Here is a 16,085-nt window from a genome sequence, read left to right as displayed (position 1 = left end):
GTCTGGCTATAGGTTAAAAGCAACGGTTATTTAGCCGCAGGCATGGCGCAGGCTATAGTGCGGTGGCGCGATGTGCGCGGCTTTGCTCTGAGGGTTTATGTCACTGTTCGATCTTACTGCGCTGGCTGCCGATTTGCCGCAAGCATGGCGTTCCAGCATTCTGGGGCGCGTCGGTTCCGCCAATATCAAAGTGCTGCGAATGGATCAGCGCGCCATTGACGATGAGGTTCACGAATACCATGAGACGCTGCTGGTGATCGAAGGCCAACTGCGATTGGCAGTGCAGGGCGAGGAAATTACGGTGAACGCCGGGCAACTGTATCAGGCCGCAGCCGGCGTGCCGCACCGCGTGTTGGCGGGCAGCCACGGCACGCTGGTGATTGTTGATTTGCCCGAGAATTAATGCCGGTCGCCCAGCGCGGACAACGCCACGTCAACCGCCGCTAACAACCGTTCTTTTGTGACGCCGTCACGCGCTTGTATCGATAAACCGTGCAAAAAGACCGCGAAGTAATCACCGAGGCTGTCGGCGTCGGTATCCGCCGGTAGCTCCCCGTTTTTCACCGCCAGCCGCAGCCGCTCAATAATGCCCTGGGTGCGCAGCAGGCGGTGTTCCGCCAGCCAGGTTTTAATGCCGCTGTTTTCAGCGCTGACGCTGGCGGCGGAAGAGACCACCATGCAGCCCTGTGGCAGATCGGTACGGCTGTAGAGCGTCACCGCGTCTTCCAACAAGCGCTTTATCGCCACTCGCACGCCGGTTTCCTCACTGAACGCCCGCTCGGCAAAACCGCCTTCATGGTTTTCGTAGCTGGCGATGGCTTCGCGGAACAGCAATTCCTTCGAACCGAACGCCTTGTATATGCGCGCTGAGGCGATGCCCAGTTCGGCCACCAGATCCGACATCGAAGTGCCTTCGTATCCCTGGCGCCAGAAGAGATCCCGTGCTTTCAGTAATGCCTGTTCGCGGTCGAATTCGCGTGGTCTGCCTGCCATCGGTCGGCTCCTGTTTGCCTGTCATTCAGTGAGATAGGATCGCTTAAATCGCCCCTGACGCCAACGAATTTCTAAAATCTGCTTGCCGCGGGATTCATTTAAGCCTATTGTTTGTCAATCGACAACCAATAGGAGTTTACGATGAAAACCTTGAAAGGTCCAAGCCTGCATCTTGCCCAATTCAGTGACGATGCCGCCCCCTTTAACAGTCTGCCCGCCATTGCGCAATGGGCTGCGGACACCGGTTTTAAAGCGCTGCAAATCCCCGCGTGGGATCGCCGCCTGTTCGATTTGGCTACCGCAGCGGAAAGCCAGACTTACTGCGATGAACTGGTCGGCATGCTGGCAGACAAGGGGTTGGTAGTCAGCGAACTGACCACCCACATTTTTGGTCAGTTGATGGCGGTGCACCCGGCTTATGACGCGTTGTGCGACAGCTTTGCGCCGCCGGCGCTGCACGGCAACCCGCAGGCACGCGGCGAATGGGCGCGGCAACAGCTGCTGTTGGCGGCCAAAGCCTCCGCGCGGCTGGGGCTGAGCGAGATGGGCACCTTTTCCGGCTCGCTGGCGTGGCCCTACCTGTTTCCGTTCCCGCAGCGCCCGGCCGGGTTGATAGAAACGGCGTTCGATGAGTTGGCGAAACGCTGGTTGCCGGTGCTGAATGCCTGCGACGAGCAGGGCGTGAACCTGTGTTATGAAATTCACCCCAGTGAAGACCTGCACGACGGCGTGACGTTTGAAATGTTTCATCAGCGCGTCGGCGGTCACCCGCGCTGCCAGATCCTGTTCGATCCGAGTCACTTCGTGCTGCAACAGCTGAACTACCTGGATTACATCGATATTTATAAAGACTTTATCCGAATGTTCCACGTCAAGGACGCCGAGTTCAACCCGACCGGGCGGCAGGGCATCTATGGCGGTTACCAGTCGTGGACCGAACGCGCCGGGCGTTTCCGTTCGCTGGGCGACGGCCAGGTGGATTTCAAAGGCATTTTCTCCCGGTTGACGCAGCACGGCTACGCCGGTTGGGCGACGCTGGAATGGGAATGTTGCCTCAAGCACCCGCAGGACGGCGCCCGCGAAGGGGCAGCGTTCATCCGCGACCATATCATCAACGTCACCGACAAGGTGTTTGATGATTTTGCCGGCGCGCCGGTCGACCAGCAACAGATCAATACCTTGCTCGGCCTGCGCTGAGCCACGTTATTCCACCACGGAGAACACCCATGAAAATGCAAAATAACGGGTCCATGCTGAATGGACCTGAACCCGAACACGTCTATGCACGGGTCAACGGCAACCGTATTCACTGCGTCACCCTCGGCGAAGGCCGGCCGGTGTTGCTGATCCCAGGTTGGCCGCAGACCTGGTATACCTGGCGCTATGTGATGCAGGCGCTGGCAGCGGCCGGTTTTAAGGCGATTGCGGTGGATCCGCCGGGCATCGGCGATTCTGATAAACCCACCGGCGGTTATGACACCGGCAGCGTCGCTGCCGTGCTGCACGAGACCATGCAGCAGCTTGGGCACCCGAGTTATTCATTGGTCGGCCACGATATTGGCATGTGGATCGGCTATGCGATGGCCAGCGACTATCCGCAGGCGGTGGAAAGACTGGTGCTGACCGAAGCGGTGATCCCTGGGCTGGCGCCGGCACCGCCGATTTTTGTGTCGCCGGACCAAAACATCTTTCTGTGGCATTTCATGTTCAACCAACTGGCGGACCTGCCGGAGGCGTTGACGCTGGGGCGCGAGAGAGAGTATCTCGGCTACATCTTTAACCGCTGGTCCTATCGCCGCGATCGGGTGGCAGCAGAAACCTATATTGCCGCTTATTCTGCACCGGGCAGCCTGCGCGCCGGTTTTGATTACTACCGCGCCATTCCCGAGACCGTGCGGCAAAACCAGCGGCGTGCCGAGAGCCGACTCGAAATGCCGGTGATGACCATCGGCGCAGAACACGCCACTGGCGATGCGCCTTTTGTCACGTTGCGGGATAACGCCGTGGATCTGCGGGGCGAGACGGTCGCCGGCTGCGGCCATTTTATTACCGAAGAGTGTCACGAGGCGTTTATCGCCCTGGTGGTGCCATTCCTGTCGGAGGCGCAGACCTATGCCGCTTGATACGCTGATTGCCCGTTTTCTGGCGGAAACGGCAGGTGCGGCGGCACCCGGTTCCCTGGCCGAGATGCGCGCCGCCGCCGAGGCCGGGCTGATGCAACTGCAGGGCGAAGCGGAAGCCAGCGGCGGCGTGAGGGATTTTACGGTCACCGCCAACGACGGTCATGAGATCGCCATTCGCGCTTATCTACCGCTGAGCGCGGAGGAAGGACCCATGCCGGCCATGCTGTACGCCCACGGCGGCGGCTGGTGCCTGGGGTCGTTGGCGCTGTATGACCGGCCTTGCCAGGCGCTGGCCAATGCCACGGGCCGATTGATCCTGTCGGTCGATTACCGGCTGGCGCCGGAGCATCAGTTCCCTCGGCCGCTGGAGGATTTTTACCAGGCACTGTGCGCAGTGGTTGAGCGGGCGGATGAGTTGGGGATTCTCGCCGGGCGCATCGCGGTTGGCGGCGACAGCGCAGGCGGCAATCTGGCGGCGGCCGTGGCCTTGCTGGCCCGCGACCGCGAAGGGCCGCAAATCGAGCATCAGCTGTTGCTGTATCCGGCGCTGAGCGGTGCAATGAATACCGCCAGTTATGACGACTACGCGCAGGGGTATTTCTTGACCCGGGAAGTGATGGCGTTTTGCTGGGAGACGTATCGGGGTAAAGAGGGGAAAACGCGTAATCCTTACGCCGAGCCATTGCATGCCGAAACCTTGCGGCAGTTGCCACCGGCGACCATTCTGAGCTGCGAGTACGATCCGTTACGCGATGAGGCCGAGCAGTATGCGCAACGGTTGCGTGAAAGCGGGGTGGCGGTGCGCTGCGAACGGTTGCCGGGCATGGTGCATGCCTGCATCCATATGCTGGGGTTAACTCCGGCGGCGCGGGTGCTGTTCGACAAGGCCGTCTAACCTTTTGTTAGTGTGCTGAAAGCTGCACCCGGTGTGACTAATGCCCCGCATTGGAATTGCGGGGCATTGGCGTTTCCAGCTATGGGTGTCTAACGGCCGGCGACGGTGACGAAGCGGGTCTCCAGATAGGATTCGATCGCCTCGCTGCCGCCTTCGGTGCCGTGACCGGAGTCTTTCACCCCGCCAAACGGCGTTTCAGGCAGGCCGAAACCGATATGGTTGATGCTGAGCATGCCACTTTCCACATCGCGGCCCAGTGCGGTTACCGTGGCGATGCTGCGGCTGTAGGCGTAGGCCGCCAGCCCGTAAGGTAGGCGGTTAGCCTCGGCTATCGCTTCCTCATAGGTGGCGAACGGACGCAGCAGGGCGACCGGGCCAAACGGCTCCTCAGACATCGCCCGCGCGCTCAGCGGGACGTCGCGCAGCACCGTTGGCTCAAAGAAGTTGCCGCTGCCCGGCAGACGGTTGCCGCCGGTGCTGACCTTGGCGCCCTGGTCGATGGCGTCCTTCACGAAGGCATCGATGGCTGTGACACTGCGCTCCAGCACCATCGGCCCCATGGTCACGCCTTCATCCAACCCGTTGCCCAGCTTGATGTCGCGCACCGCTGCGGTGAATTTCTCTACAAAGGCTTCATAGACGCCTTGCTGGATCAGAAAACGGGTCGGGGCGATACAGACCTGGCCGGCGTTGCGGAACTTGGCCAGTGCCAGCTCTTTGGCGGCGGCGTCGAGATCGGCATCGTCGAAAATCAACACCGGCGCGTGGCCACCCAGTTCCATGGTGGCCTTTTTCATATGCTGCCCGGCCAGCGCTGCCAGATGTTTGCCCACGCGGGTGGAGCCGGTGAACGAGATCTTGCGAATGGTAGGGTGCGGGATCAGGTATTCGGAGATGTCCGCCGGGGTGCCGTACACCAATGCGATCACGCCGGCCGGGATGCCGGCGTCGGCAAAGGCTCTGATCAGCTCTGCCGGCGAGGCGGGTGTTTCTTCCGGGCCCTTGATGATGATCGAGCAACCGGCGGCCAACGCGGCGGACAGCTTGCGCACGATCTGGTTGATCGGGAAGTTCCACGGCGTAAAGGCGGCAACCGGGCCGACCGGCAGCTTAAGCGTTTGCTGTTGAACATCGCGGCTGCGGGCAGGGATGATTTGGCCGTAGGTGCGGCTGGCTTCGCCGGCAAACCAGTCAATGACGTCCGCCGAGTTAAGGATCTCAACCTTGGCCTGCGCCACCGGTTTGCCTTGTTCCTGCGTCATGATGGCGGCGATAGATTCTGCGCGTTCGCGCAGCAAGGCGGCGGCTTTACGCATCAGGATGGCGCGCTGATAGGCGGAGGTGTCGCGCCAGAGTTTAAAACCGCGTTCGGTAGCGGCCAGCGCCAGATCGAGATCGGCCTGTGCGGCGTGCGCCACGTTGCCAATGACCTCATCGGTAGCGGGGTTGGTGACCGGCATGGTGTTGCCGGCGATTGCGCTGCGCCATTGTCCGTCAATATAGAGTTGAGTATCTGGATACATTGTTGCCTCTTACTTTCAGGGAGTTAAACACCGTTTTCCCGCTCTGCGGCAGGATAATCAAACCCGCTGACGCCGATCAACAGACGCCAGTCGATGGGTAAAATACCCTACGCCGAATGAGCGCGATCGTCCAGGGAACCGCAATGCGCACTACTCAAACGGCGTTGGTTTGACTATCATACAAGCCAGATTCGGCCTTGATGCAAGGCGGTAGGGTGCAGGCGATGGAGGTAGAGTGCAGGGTGTTCCACAGCAGTTCCCCTTCGAAAAAGATTGCGCGCAGTTCCGGCAATTGCCGCAATTGCCAGGCGTCGAGCTTTACCACGCCCATATCGAACGCTATGTCTTCGAACCGCATACCCACGACGCTTTCGCCATCGGCACCGTCGATGTCGGTGCCGAGCGCTTCCGTTACCGGGGGGCACAGCATCTGGCGGCGCCGGGTTCGCTGGTATTGATGAACCCGGATGAACTGCACACCGGCGAGGCGGAAACGGCCGGCGGCTGGAATTACCGGATGCTCTACCTTGAACCCGGGGCGCTGGAGTTGCTGTCCGGCGAGCAGGGGTTTTGGTTTACCGATGCGGTACGCCAGGATCCGCAGGCGGCGCGGCAACTTTCGGCGACGCTGGCCGCACTGTGGCAAGCCCGGGATCCGATGACGATTGATGACCTGCTGCTGCAAGTGGTGGCGATCTTCCGCCCCCACGCACGTATCGCCCGGCCGCTGAAAGATGAGCCGGCGCACCGTTTTGACATCGTCAAAACCTACCTGCGCGATAACTTTTCCGCTGCCATCACGCTGGATCAGTTGGCGGCGCTGGTGTCGCTCAGCCCGTACCATTTTTTGCGCAAATTCAAAGCCGAATACCATGTGTCGCCTCAGCAGATGCTGATGGCGATCCGCCTTGCGCAAGCCAAGTTGATGCTGGGGCGTGGCATGCCTGCCGCGCAGGTAGCCGCGGCGGCGGGGCTAACCGATCAGGCGCATTTAACCCGCGCTTTCGCCAACCGTTACGGCGTCACGCCAGTGCGCTATCAAAAACAGGTCATGGCCCGCTAAGTATCGCCATTAATGTATGCAAGTAAGAATGCTCTTCTTTTGAGAATGCCAAGGGAAGGTGACATTCAATTCTCTGACTGTTGGAGCATTACAGGATTAAGGTTCCGCAGCCATTGGTATTGGCGGAACCTGCAATAACAGCTCTGGTAGAGATCGTGGGGTTCCATTTAGGTAGGTGAAATTTTATCACTATCACAACAGCCTCTGTATCGTGGGTACAGAGGCTGTTGTTTACGCTTTGACCGGCATTGATAACCCCCCATCACCAGATCGTGCCACGCCCCGCTAAAACAGCAACCTGCTATGCCGAAATAGCAAAACTGAGTACATCTAACAAGAACAGCACACCTAAACCGTTAAAATCAAAAGCGACACCTGAATTTTTCTCGTCACATTTGTATGTTGTCGTCGTACTGCAATGGTATGCCCAACTTTTCGATACTGACGGCGTTGCTCATTAGAGCATTAAGACGCATTTGCCAGCGTTACCATTGCGGCGAAAACAGTTGCAACCATTGCCGGGGTAAATGACTCGAGAGCTTTTGTGCCAACACTCGCTGCAGTTTCACGCGCCACGTTCACCAATACACGGCCGGGGGCGCGAAGCACGACCTGACGAAGCCCATTGGTGCTGTCGCGTGCTACGAGGCCAATTTTTTCGAGAACGATCAATTGACGCACTACGGCTGATTGCGGTTTACCAATCTGTTCCCCGAGTGCTGATATATTGACCCGATCGCCGTCCGATCGCGCGATAACATTCAGTAGCGTAAAGTCACTGAAGCTGATGCCATGATATGTGCCCAATTCATCGTCAAGCTTAAGTTGCAGACTGGCCTGAGCACGATATAACGCCAAACAAAAATCGAGATTTGTGTTCATCAAGGCTTCTTCCTGGGTTCGTCGTAGCTAAGTTCGTCGGGGCTGCGGATTTCCTGGCGCCACAGGCTCACCAACATTTCCAATTCCCGCGCGGCATCGAAAGCGGGATCTTCACTGGCTTTAACCCTGTCGAGTACCTCAAAGAGAAAGTTACTCTCACCATGCTCAACCCAATCCTGCGCAAGTCTCATGTTCCGATGTTGTGCATATCGCAGTTCAAAACGATGCCGGTTGAGTGTTCCTTGAACGTTAGCACTGCCTGCAACCAATACTCGCCCCGTAATCTTGTTACGGATCGCATACACCCCGGCTCGGGTTTTCGTGTCCAGGTACTGCCGTTTCAGCGCTTGTTTGTCTGTCATCATCCCTCCTCTTCGTTTCAGGTAAGTCATGGCGTTGTTGTCAGCGGTATGCGTTTTCACGAATAATACCCGGATAATATTCTCTGTCAATAATACCCGGGTAAATATGCCTATCGCTATACCGCATGAAAATTTGGGGTTGATGGCGAATGGGGCAGACAGCCCCCGGAAGAGGGTCTGTCATCATCGCTAAATGGGGTTATAGTCTGAATTTACTGTTGTTATGAGTCACCGGTGGTTGCAAGTTTCGCGGATGTCGTCAAAAAGGTGACTAATCAGAATGAAGCTGTCTTCATAATATTTACTATTAATTTTATCCGGGTATATTAAGGTCCCTTAACATCCCATTGAGGTTAAATGCATGTCTGAATACCTGTCGAAGGCTTCGACAGCCTTTGGTGACCAACATTTGCTGTTCTCAGGTCCGTTGGTCGAAGTTGCACTTGCCGTTAAAAATGAGCTCGAAAAGGGATCGTTAAGAACATTTCTTGTTTTTGATGATATGACAGGCAGCGTGATCGACTTGGACCTGCGAGGGTCTGATGCCGACGTTGTAGAGAGGCTTTCCTGTCCTCCCCAGCAATTCACGGGGCGTTATGCCACCCGCCGGGACAAGTCGGCAGAGACGGTGGAAGACGATTCTGCAGAATCGAAAGGACGGGGTAGACCAAAATTAGGTGTCGTTGCTCGCGAGGTAACCTTATTGCCCAGTCAATGGGACTGGTTAACCACCCGACCCGGCAGCGCATCCGCTATACTCAGGCGTCTGGTAGACGAAGCCATGCACTCGGCGGGGGCGCGTGAACAAAAACGGGCAGCTCATGAGGCTGCTTATCAGTTCATGCAGGCGATCGCCGGAGACTTGCCTGGCTACGAGGAGGGAATTCGCGCACTCTTCGCAGACAATCGTACCAAACTTGAACAATGCATTGCAGCATGGCCTGTCGACATCAAAACTCATACTCTACGCCTGGCTTTCGGTTTATCAGATCAACCAACCAAGAGAGCTACTAAGGCCGGCTAAAATATCACCATAAAAACAGGCTTAACGCAGTTTCCCAGGTCGACTCGCTAAAACAGCAACCTGCTACAATATTGCCATGAGGAATTAGGCTAGGCTGCTCCTGAAATTCATTCACGGGTTGCTGGAGTCACTATGTTTGTTGGCGTGTTATTTGCCCTCTCTGCCGGGCTGATGTGGGGGCTGATTTTTGTCGGCCCGGTATTGATCCCGGAATATCCTGCGGCGTTACAGTCCACCGGGCGCTACCTGGCCTTTGGCCTGATCGCTTTGCCGTTGGCCTGGCTCGATCGCCGCCGGTTGCGAAAGCTGAAGCGTAAAGACTGGCTCGAGGCGCTCAAACTGACGGCGATCGGCAATCTGCTGTATTACCTGTGCCTGGCAAGCGCCATTCAACGCACCGGGGCGCCGGTGTCCACCATGATTATCGGCACGTTACCGGTGGTGATTTCGGTGACCGCCAACCTGTTCTACAGCCGGCATGACGGGCGGCTTTCCTGGCGGAAGTTAACGCCGGCGCTGGTGTTGATCGCCTGTGGGCTGGCGTTCGTCAACGTCGCCGAACTGAAGGGCAATACGGCACCGCTCGATCTCTGGCGCTATATCAGCGGATTGGGGCTGGCGCTGTTGGCGGTGGCTTGCTGGACCTGGTTCCCCCTGCGCAATGCCCGCTGGCTGCGGGAAAATCCAGACCAAAGACCGGCCACCTGGGCGACGGCGCAGGGGGTAGTCACTTTGCCGCTGGCGTTGGCAGGTTACCTGTTGGTTTGCGGCCAGTTGGCTCTCACTCAGCCGGCGTTTGCGCTGCCGTTCGGGCCAAGGCCGGGTGTGTTCGTCCCCTTGATGATTGTCATCGGTATATTCTGCTCGTGGATAGGTGCGTTGTGCTGGAATGAGGCGAGCCAGCGCTTGCCGACGGTGCTGGTGGGGCCGCTGATTGTCTTCGAAATTTTGGCGGGGCTGGCCTACACTTTCATATTGCGCCAGGCTTGGCCGCCGCTGTTGACGCTGTGCGGTATCGCCTGTCTGATGATCGGGGTGGTGTCCGCGATGCGCATCAAGCCGGAGCCGGTGGTAGTGCGGTTGGCAGAACGATAAGCGCCACGCCTGCCGCGAAGGCGGCAGGCGGTGAACCGCTTAACGTTTACTGTGGTTAATGATCTCTTCGGCCACGTTGCGCGGCGCTTCGGCGTAGTGGCTGAACTCCATGGTGTAAGTCGCGCGGCCTTGCGACATCGAACGCAGGGTGGTTGAGTAACCAAACATCTCGGACAGCGGTACCTTGGCGCGGATCTCCTTGCCGCCGCCGCCGGGGATATCCTCCATGCCTTGCACCAGACCGCGCCGCGACGACAGGTCGCCCATCACGCTGCCGGCATAGTCTTCCGGCGTTTCCACTTCTACCGCCATGATCGGCTCCAGGATCACCGGATCAGCCGCGCGGCAGGCTTCTCTAAAGCCAAAGATCGCCGCCATGCGGAAGGCTTGCTCAGAGGAATCGACGTCGTGGTATGAGCCGAAGGTCAGATGCACTTTGACGTCAACCATCTGATAACCGGCCAGCACGCCGTTATTCAGCGCTTCCAGCACGCCTTTTTTCACCGCAGGAATATACTCGCCCGGGATCACGCCGCCCTTGATTTCATCGAAGAACTCGAAGCCTTTGCCCGGTTCGTTCGGTTCCACCGTCAACACCACGTGGCCATATTGGCCTTTACCGCCGGACTGCCGCACAAATTTGCCCTCCACGTCGACCACGCGTTTGCGGATGGTTTCGCGGTAAGAAACCTGCGGTTTGCCGGTGGTGGTCGCCACGCCAAATTCACGGCGCATGCGATCGACGATAATTTCCAGATGCAGCTCGCCCATGCCGTAAATAATGGTTTGACCGGAATCTTCGTCGGTGCGTACGCGGAACGACGGATCCTCGGAGGTGAGGCGCTGCAGCGCGATGCCCATTTTTTCCTGGTCGGCTTTGGTTTTCGGTTCAATCGCCTGCGCAATTACCGGTTCCGGGAACACCATTTTCTCCAGCGTGATGATGGCGCTAGGGTCGCACAGGGTGTCGCCGGTGGTGACGTCTTTCAGCCCCACGCAGGCGGCGATATCACCGGCGTGCAGTTCTTCGACCTCTTTGCGGTCGTTGGCGTGCATCTGCACGATACGGCCAATGCGCTCTTTTTTGTCTTTGATCGGGTTATAGACGCTGTTGCCTTTGGCCAGCACGCCGGAATACACCCGAATGAAGGTCAGTTGGCCCACGAAGGGATCGGTCATCAGCTTGAACGCCAGCGCCGAGAATTTTTCGTCGTCGGCAGCCCGGCGGATGATGATATTGTCGTGCTCGTCATGGCCTTCCATCGGCGGCACGTCGAGCGGCGAGGGCATGAGTTCGATCACCGCGTCGAGCATGCGCTGCACGCCTTTGTTGCGGAAGGCCGAGCCGCACAGCATCGGCTGGATTTCACCGGCTATGGTGCGCAGGCGCAGGCCGCGAACAATCTCTTCTTCGCTCAGCGGTTGCTGGTTGAGGTATTTGTCCATCAGCTCTTCCGAGCCTTCGGCGGCGGCTTCAATCATTTTATCCCGCCATTCTTGCGCGAAATCGCGCAGCTCAGCCGGGATCTCTTCAAAACTGAAACTCATGCCCTGCGAGGCTTCGTCCCACAGAATGGCCTTCATGCGCACCAAATCCACCACGCCGGTGAAGTGGTCTTCGGCGCCAATCGGGATGACGATCGGCACCGGATTGGCTTTCAAACGTTCGATCATCATTTTGCGCACGCGGAAGAAGTCGGCGCCGACGCGGTCCATTTTGTTGACGAACGCCAGCCGCGGCACTTTATATTTATTGGCCTGCCGCCAGACGGTTTCTGACTGCGGCTGCACGCCGCCCACCGAGTCGTAGACCATGACTGCGCCATCCAGCACGCGCATAGAGCGCTCGACCTCGATGGTAAAATCAACGTGCCCTGGGGTATCGATAATATTGATGCGGTGCTGCGGATAATTATGCTGCATGCCGTTCCAGAAGCAGGTGGTCGCCGCCGAGGTAATGGTGATGCCGCGCTCTTGTTCTTGCGCCATCCAATCCATGGTGGCCGCGCCATCGTGCACTTCGCCCAGCTTGTGACTGACCCCGGTGTAAAACAGAATCCGCTCGGTGGTGGTGGTTTTGCCGGCATCAATGTGCGCCGAGATGCCGATATTGCGGTAGCGTTCGATAGGGGTAGTACGTGCCATAATTAACCTTTCTTAGCCGCGTTAAAGAAGGGCGGCTTAAATAGCATGAGTAATTATGATAATCCTCAATGGGTTACCTTCTGGACCTTCACGTGAATGAATCGGTCACAGAATAATCGTAGTTGATGAAGGGCGATTTACTAAGCAATGGCTGCGATAGGTGAAGCCTGAATGTTTGGGGCGGCGAGCCGCCCCATAACGTTACCCGGCAAAGATATGCGCCTGCCCGATGATATTCAGGCTGACTTGGGAACCGGCGCGGATGCCTTCACGGCTGACGGTTTTTATTTCGATAGCGGCGTCGCTGCCGTTCATGCGCAGGTTGAGGGTCGAGACAAAACCGGCGAAATCGATGCTGGTGACCACCGCCTGGCCCTGTTGCGTCGGCTCGGACAGGCTGATTTGGATCTGTTCCGGGCGCAGCATGATGCGGGCAGGCCCCTGGCGCTGGCGATCGTCCACCGCAATCCGGCCCAGAACGCAATCGGCCCAGCCGTGTTCAAGTTTGGCCGAAAGTACCAGGGTTTCCCCCAGGAAGGTGGCGGTCGGCTCATCCACCGGTCGCAGATAGAGATCCTGCGGCGGGCCCACCTGCGCCAGCCGGCCATTGCGCATCACCGCGACCTGATCGGCAAACGACAGCGCTTCCGTCTGATCGTGGGTCACCAGAATTGACGCCACCTTGGCTTCCGCCAGCAGCTCCGCCACCGCTTTACGGGTGGCGGCGCGCAGGCCGGTATCCAGGGCGGAGAAGGGCTCGTCCAACAGCATCAGCTTGGGTTGCTGGGACAGCGCGCGCGCCAGCGCCACCCGCTGCTGTTGTCCGCCGGAAAGCTCATGCGGCCACAGCGCGCCCAGCCGCCGATCCAGCGCCACCATGTCCATCAACGCATCAATGCGTCGCTGCTTGTCACGCTTGCTGCCCTTCAGGCCGAAACCGATATTCCCGGCCACGGTAAAGTGCGGAAACAGCGCGCCGTCTTGCGGTACAAAGCCAATGCCGCGCAGGTGCGCCGGCACCCAGCCGCTGCCGTTGGCCATCGGCAGTCCCTGCAAGATAACCTGGCCGCTGTCCGGTATTTCAAAGCCGGCGATAATGCGCAGCAAGGTGGTTTTTCCCGAGCCGGAAGGGCCGACAATCGCGGTGCGGCTGCCCTGTGCCACCTGCAAATCCACGTGCTCCAGCACCTTGACCGAATTATAGGACTTACCGATAGCCTGCAGTTGAAGCGTACTCATAATCCCGCCGTGCGTTTAGATTGAGAATAAAGAAGCCAGGTCAATGGCAGCGATAACGCCACCATAATCAGTGCGTAAGGTGCAGCCGCCACGTAGTCGATCTCGCTGGTCAGCGCCCAGAAGCCGGTCGCCAGCGTGCGGGTACCGTTCGGCGCCAGCAGCAGCGTCGCGGTCAGCTCATTGGCTATCGCCAGAAACACCAAGGCTGCACCGGCAGCCGCGCCGGGTGCGGCCAGTCGCAAAGTGGTGCTCCACAGCGCCTGCGCCGGCGAACGGCCAAGGCTGCGCGCCACGTTTTCCAACTCCACCGGTGCCTGGGCAATGCCTGCACGCAGGTTGATCAATGCCCGTGGCATAAACATCAGCAAGTAGGCCAACAGCAGGGTGATTTCCGTCTGATAAATCGGCCGGAAACTGTGAATGGTAATGGTCACCAGCGCCAGCGCCACCACGATGCCGGGCAGCGAACTGGTGACGTAATTGCAGCCTTCCAGCAGCCGATACAGCCGTGCCGGATAACGAACCGACAGCCAGGCCATCGGGATGGCGCACAGCGTGATCAGCAACGCACCGCTGGCGGCCAGCGACAGCGTTTGCAGCAACGCGGGCAGTAAATCCGCATTGCGCCAGACCTCGATCCCGCCCAGCGTCAGCCAGCGGGCCAGAGTGATAAAGGGCACGCCCAATGCCAGCGCGCTAAGGCTCAACGGCAGTAGCAGGGCAAGCAGCGTCGTCACCGGCCCCAGGCGGTAGGGGGTTTGGCTGCGGGCACTGCCGGAGCCTACTCGGGCATAACGCGCGCGGCCTCGGCTGGCGGCTTCCAGCAGCAGTAAACCCAGGCAACACAGCACCAGCACCCCGGCCAGCATGTTGGCTGCCGGGCCGTTGAAGGTGGACTGGAACTGATCGAAAATGGCGGTGGTGAAGGTGTCAAAACGGATCATGGCGTACAGGCCGTATTCCGCCAGTAGATGCAGCGCGATCAGTAACGATCCGCCCCAGGTCGCCAGTTTGAGCTGCGGTAACACCACGCGGAAAAACACCGCCAAGGGTCGGGTGCCTAGCGAAGTGGCGACGTCTTCAATGCCGGGATCCAGGCGGCGCAGCACCGCTGCGGCCGGCAGATAAATAAACGGAAAGTAGGCGAGGACTGAAATGAATACCCCGGCGCCCAGCCCATGCATCGAGGGCACCAGGCTGATCCAGGCATAGCTTTGCACAAATGCCGGAACCGCCAGCGGCGCGGTCGCCAGCAGCGACCAGATGCGGCGGCCCGGCAGCGTGGTGCGCTCCGTGAGCCAGGCCAGCGTGACCCCCAGAATGGCGCAAATTGGCAGCGTGAATACCACCAGTAGCAGGGTATTGAGCAACAGTTCGGCCACCCGGGGGCGGAATACCAGAGCTTTTACCGTCTGCCAGCCGGTTTCAAACGCCACGCTGACGACAAATCCCAGCGGCAACAGGGCCAACAGGGAGAGCAAAAGGGCAGCCGCCACGATAAACAATCCCGGCCGCTGATGCAGCCGGGTGGTGGTGTAACGCGGCGTTGCGCCGGTGGCGTTAAGGCCAATATTCGACATAAGGTAAAAACTCTCTACAACCGGCTTACAGCAGCCCGGCCTCGGTCATCAGTTCAACTACTTTTTTACCGTTCAGCTGCGAAGCGTCGATTTTCGGCGCGTCCAGCTCTTTCAGCGGCACCAGTTTAGGATTGGAAGCCGCGTTCACGCCTACCGCATATTCGAAGGCGTTATTGGTACGCAGAATGTCCTGGCCGTTCTTGCCGGTGATCCACTTCACGAAGGCCTGAGCCTGTTGTTGGTGTTTGCTGGAAGCCAGCACGCCACCGCCGGAGGTGCTGACGAACGCGCCCGGATCCTGGTGTTTGAAGTAATAAAGTTTGACGTTTTTGCTGTTTTCGCCGGTCTTGGCACCGTCGACGAACGGATAATAGTGATAGATCACGCCGCTGTCGATTTGGCCGGCATTGACCGCTTTCATCACCGTGCTGTTACCCTTATAGGCGGTAAAGTTGGTTTTCATCGCTTTCAGCCATTCCAGCGTGGCCTTTTCGCCTTTCAGCTCCAACAGCGCGCTGACGATCGCCTGGAAATCCGCACCGGATGGCGAAGCGGCCCAACGGCCTTTCCATTCCGGCTTGGCCAGATCCAGCAGCGATTTAGGCAATTGCGCTTCGGTCAGTTTGGCCGGGTTGTAGACGAATACGGTTGAACGGGCGGCGATGCCGATCCAGCGGCCATGCTGCGGGCGGTACTGCGGTTCAACCTGCGCCAGCGTCGCGGCATCCAGCGGGGCAAACAGTTTGGCGTTGTCCACCAACACCATCGCCGGGGAGTTCTCCGTCAGGAAAACGTCGGCGGGGGATGCGCTGCCTTCTTGCACCAGTTGGTTACCCAACTCGCTGTCACCGCCGTTGCGCAGAGTCACCTTGATGCCGGTGTCTTTGGTAAAGCCATCCACCCAGGATTTCACCAGGTTTTCGTGCTGGGCGTTATAAATAACGATGCCGTCATCGGCAGGGGCCGCATGAGCGGAAAACGCCAGCATCATTGATGAGGCGAGCAGGGCAACGGGGCCTAGAGAAGAAAGACGCAGCTTCATACTGTTATCCTTTTTAGAGGTCGAAGAAGAAAAGCGAATATCGCCTGGCGAGCGCAAGCAGGCCCGATTGTAGCCAAGAACAGTCATAATGATAGTGAAAACGATTCGTATTAAATTAT

Annotated in this window: 15 protein-coding genes; 7 read left to right on the top strand and 8 right to left on the bottom strand. The window is 58.6% G+C overall.

What is annotated here, in order from left to right; all coding sequences use genetic code 11:
• Positions 1-97 precede the first annotated feature (97 nt).
• Complete coding sequence (locus ACTJJ1_RS06935; RefSeq protein WP_004944912.1) at positions 98-403, top strand: cupin domain-containing protein; 306 nt, start codon at positions 98-100, stop codon at positions 401-403.
• Here ACTJJ1_RS06935 and ACTJJ1_RS06930 read toward each other — a convergent pair.
• Positions 400-993, bottom strand: coding sequence for a TetR/AcrR family transcriptional regulator (locus tag ACTJJ1_RS06930; RefSeq protein WP_440832935.1), 594 nt, complete (start codon positions 991-993; stop codon positions 400-402). The two genes, ACTJJ1_RS06935 and ACTJJ1_RS06930, sit on opposite strands and share 4 nt — an antisense overlap.
• Positions 994-1,134: 141 nt before the next feature.
• Here ACTJJ1_RS06930 and ACTJJ1_RS06925 point away from each other — a divergent pair, with 141 nt between their 5' ends.
• Genes ACTJJ1_RS06925 through ACTJJ1_RS06915 form a run of 3 tightly spaced genes read left to right on the top strand, consistent with a single transcriptional unit; the run spans position 1,135 to position 4,011 of the window.
• Positions 1,135-2,190, top strand: a complete 1,056-nt coding sequence (locus ACTJJ1_RS06925; protein WP_004944905.1) for a sugar phosphate isomerase/epimerase family protein — start codon at positions 1,135-1,137, stop codon at positions 2,188-2,190.
• A gap of 29 nt (positions 2,191-2,219) precedes the next feature.
• Entirely contained in the window at positions 2,220-3,116 is an 897-nt protein-coding gene (locus ACTJJ1_RS06920; protein WP_004944901.1) for an alpha/beta fold hydrolase, read from the top strand.
• Positions 3,106-4,011 carry an alpha/beta hydrolase gene (locus ACTJJ1_RS06915; RefSeq protein WP_440832932.1) on the top strand — a complete coding sequence of 302 codons (906 nt, stop codon included), beginning with the start codon at positions 3,106-3,108 and terminating at the stop codon, positions 4,009-4,011. The genes ACTJJ1_RS06920 and ACTJJ1_RS06915 overlap by 11 nt, the downstream gene beginning before the upstream one ends.
• An 89-nt stretch (positions 4,012-4,100) precedes the next feature.
• Here the strand turns inward: ACTJJ1_RS06915 and ACTJJ1_RS06910 are convergent, their stop codons facing one another.
• Complete coding sequence (locus tag ACTJJ1_RS06910) at positions 4,101-5,534, bottom strand: NAD-dependent succinate-semialdehyde dehydrogenase (RefSeq protein ID WP_004944896.1); 1,434 nt, start codon at positions 5,532-5,534, stop codon at positions 4,101-4,103.
• Positions 5,535-5,769: 235 nt separating this feature from the next.
• Here ACTJJ1_RS06910 and ACTJJ1_RS06905 point away from each other — a divergent pair, with 235 nt between their 5' ends.
• The gene (locus tag ACTJJ1_RS06905; RefSeq protein WP_004944894.1) at positions 5,770-6,597 is read left to right on the top strand and encodes an AraC family transcriptional regulator; all 828 of its coding nucleotides are present in this window, start codon (positions 5,770-5,772) and stop codon (positions 6,595-6,597) included.
• A 465-nt stretch (positions 6,598-7,062) separates the two neighbouring features.
• Here the strand turns inward: ACTJJ1_RS06905 and ACTJJ1_RS06900 are convergent, their stop codons facing one another.
• Both ACTJJ1_RS06900 and ACTJJ1_RS06895 read right to left on the bottom strand, forming a co-directional pair.
• Positions 7,063-7,479, bottom strand: a complete 417-nt coding sequence (locus ACTJJ1_RS06900) for a MarR family winged helix-turn-helix transcriptional regulator (RefSeq protein WP_440832929.1) — start codon at positions 7,477-7,479, stop codon at positions 7,063-7,065.
• Positions 7,479-7,901, bottom strand: coding sequence for a GIY-YIG nuclease family protein (locus ACTJJ1_RS06895; RefSeq protein ID WP_259470204.1), 423 nt, complete (start codon positions 7,899-7,901; stop codon positions 7,479-7,481). Before ACTJJ1_RS06895 ends, ACTJJ1_RS06900 begins: the two co-directional genes overlap by 1 nt.
• 301 nt (positions 7,902-8,202) lie before the next feature.
• Between ACTJJ1_RS06895 and ACTJJ1_RS06890 the strand changes: the two genes are divergently transcribed.
• Complete coding sequence (locus ACTJJ1_RS06890) at positions 8,203-8,865, top strand: DUF2239 family protein (protein WP_440832926.1); 663 nt, start codon at positions 8,203-8,205, stop codon at positions 8,863-8,865.
• A gap of 132 nt (positions 8,866-8,997) precedes the next feature.
• Entirely contained in the window at positions 8,998-9,960 is a 963-nt protein-coding gene (locus tag ACTJJ1_RS06885; RefSeq protein ID WP_440832924.1) for a DMT family transporter, read from the top strand.
• A 39-nt stretch (positions 9,961-9,999) separates the two neighbouring features.
• Here ACTJJ1_RS06885 and fusA read toward each other — a convergent pair whose 3' ends face one another.
• From fusA to ACTJJ1_RS06865, 4 genes are all read right to left on the bottom strand, one after another.
• Complete coding sequence (gene fusA / locus ACTJJ1_RS06880; protein WP_440832922.1) at positions 10,000-12,105, bottom strand: elongation factor G; 2,106 nt, start codon at positions 12,103-12,105, stop codon at positions 10,000-10,002.
• 201 nt (positions 12,106-12,306) lie between these two features.
• On the bottom strand, positions 12,307-13,344 hold the full coding sequence (locus tag ACTJJ1_RS06875) for an ABC transporter ATP-binding protein (protein WP_440832920.1): 1,038 nt from the start codon (positions 13,342-13,344) through the stop codon (positions 12,307-12,309).
• The gene (locus tag ACTJJ1_RS06870; protein WP_004944879.1) at positions 13,341-14,924 is read right to left on the bottom strand and encodes an ABC transporter permease; all 1,584 of its coding nucleotides are present in this window, start codon (positions 14,922-14,924) and stop codon (positions 13,341-13,343) included. Before ACTJJ1_RS06870 ends, ACTJJ1_RS06875 begins: the two co-directional genes overlap by 4 nt.
• A 25-nt stretch (positions 14,925-14,949) precedes the next feature.
• Positions 14,950-15,966, bottom strand: a complete 1,017-nt coding sequence (locus tag ACTJJ1_RS06865) for an iron ABC transporter substrate-binding protein (RefSeq protein WP_004944876.1) — start codon at positions 15,964-15,966, stop codon at positions 14,950-14,952.
• Between the last annotated feature and the right edge of the window lie 119 nt (positions 15,967-16,085).

This window comes from Serratia sp. 22264, from assembly GCF_052045345.1.
GTDB classification, from domain to species: domain Bacteria; phylum Pseudomonadota; class Gammaproteobacteria; order Enterobacterales; family Enterobacteriaceae; genus Serratia; species Serratia plymuthica.
This window is presented reverse-complemented; position numbering and strand designations above follow the sequence as displayed.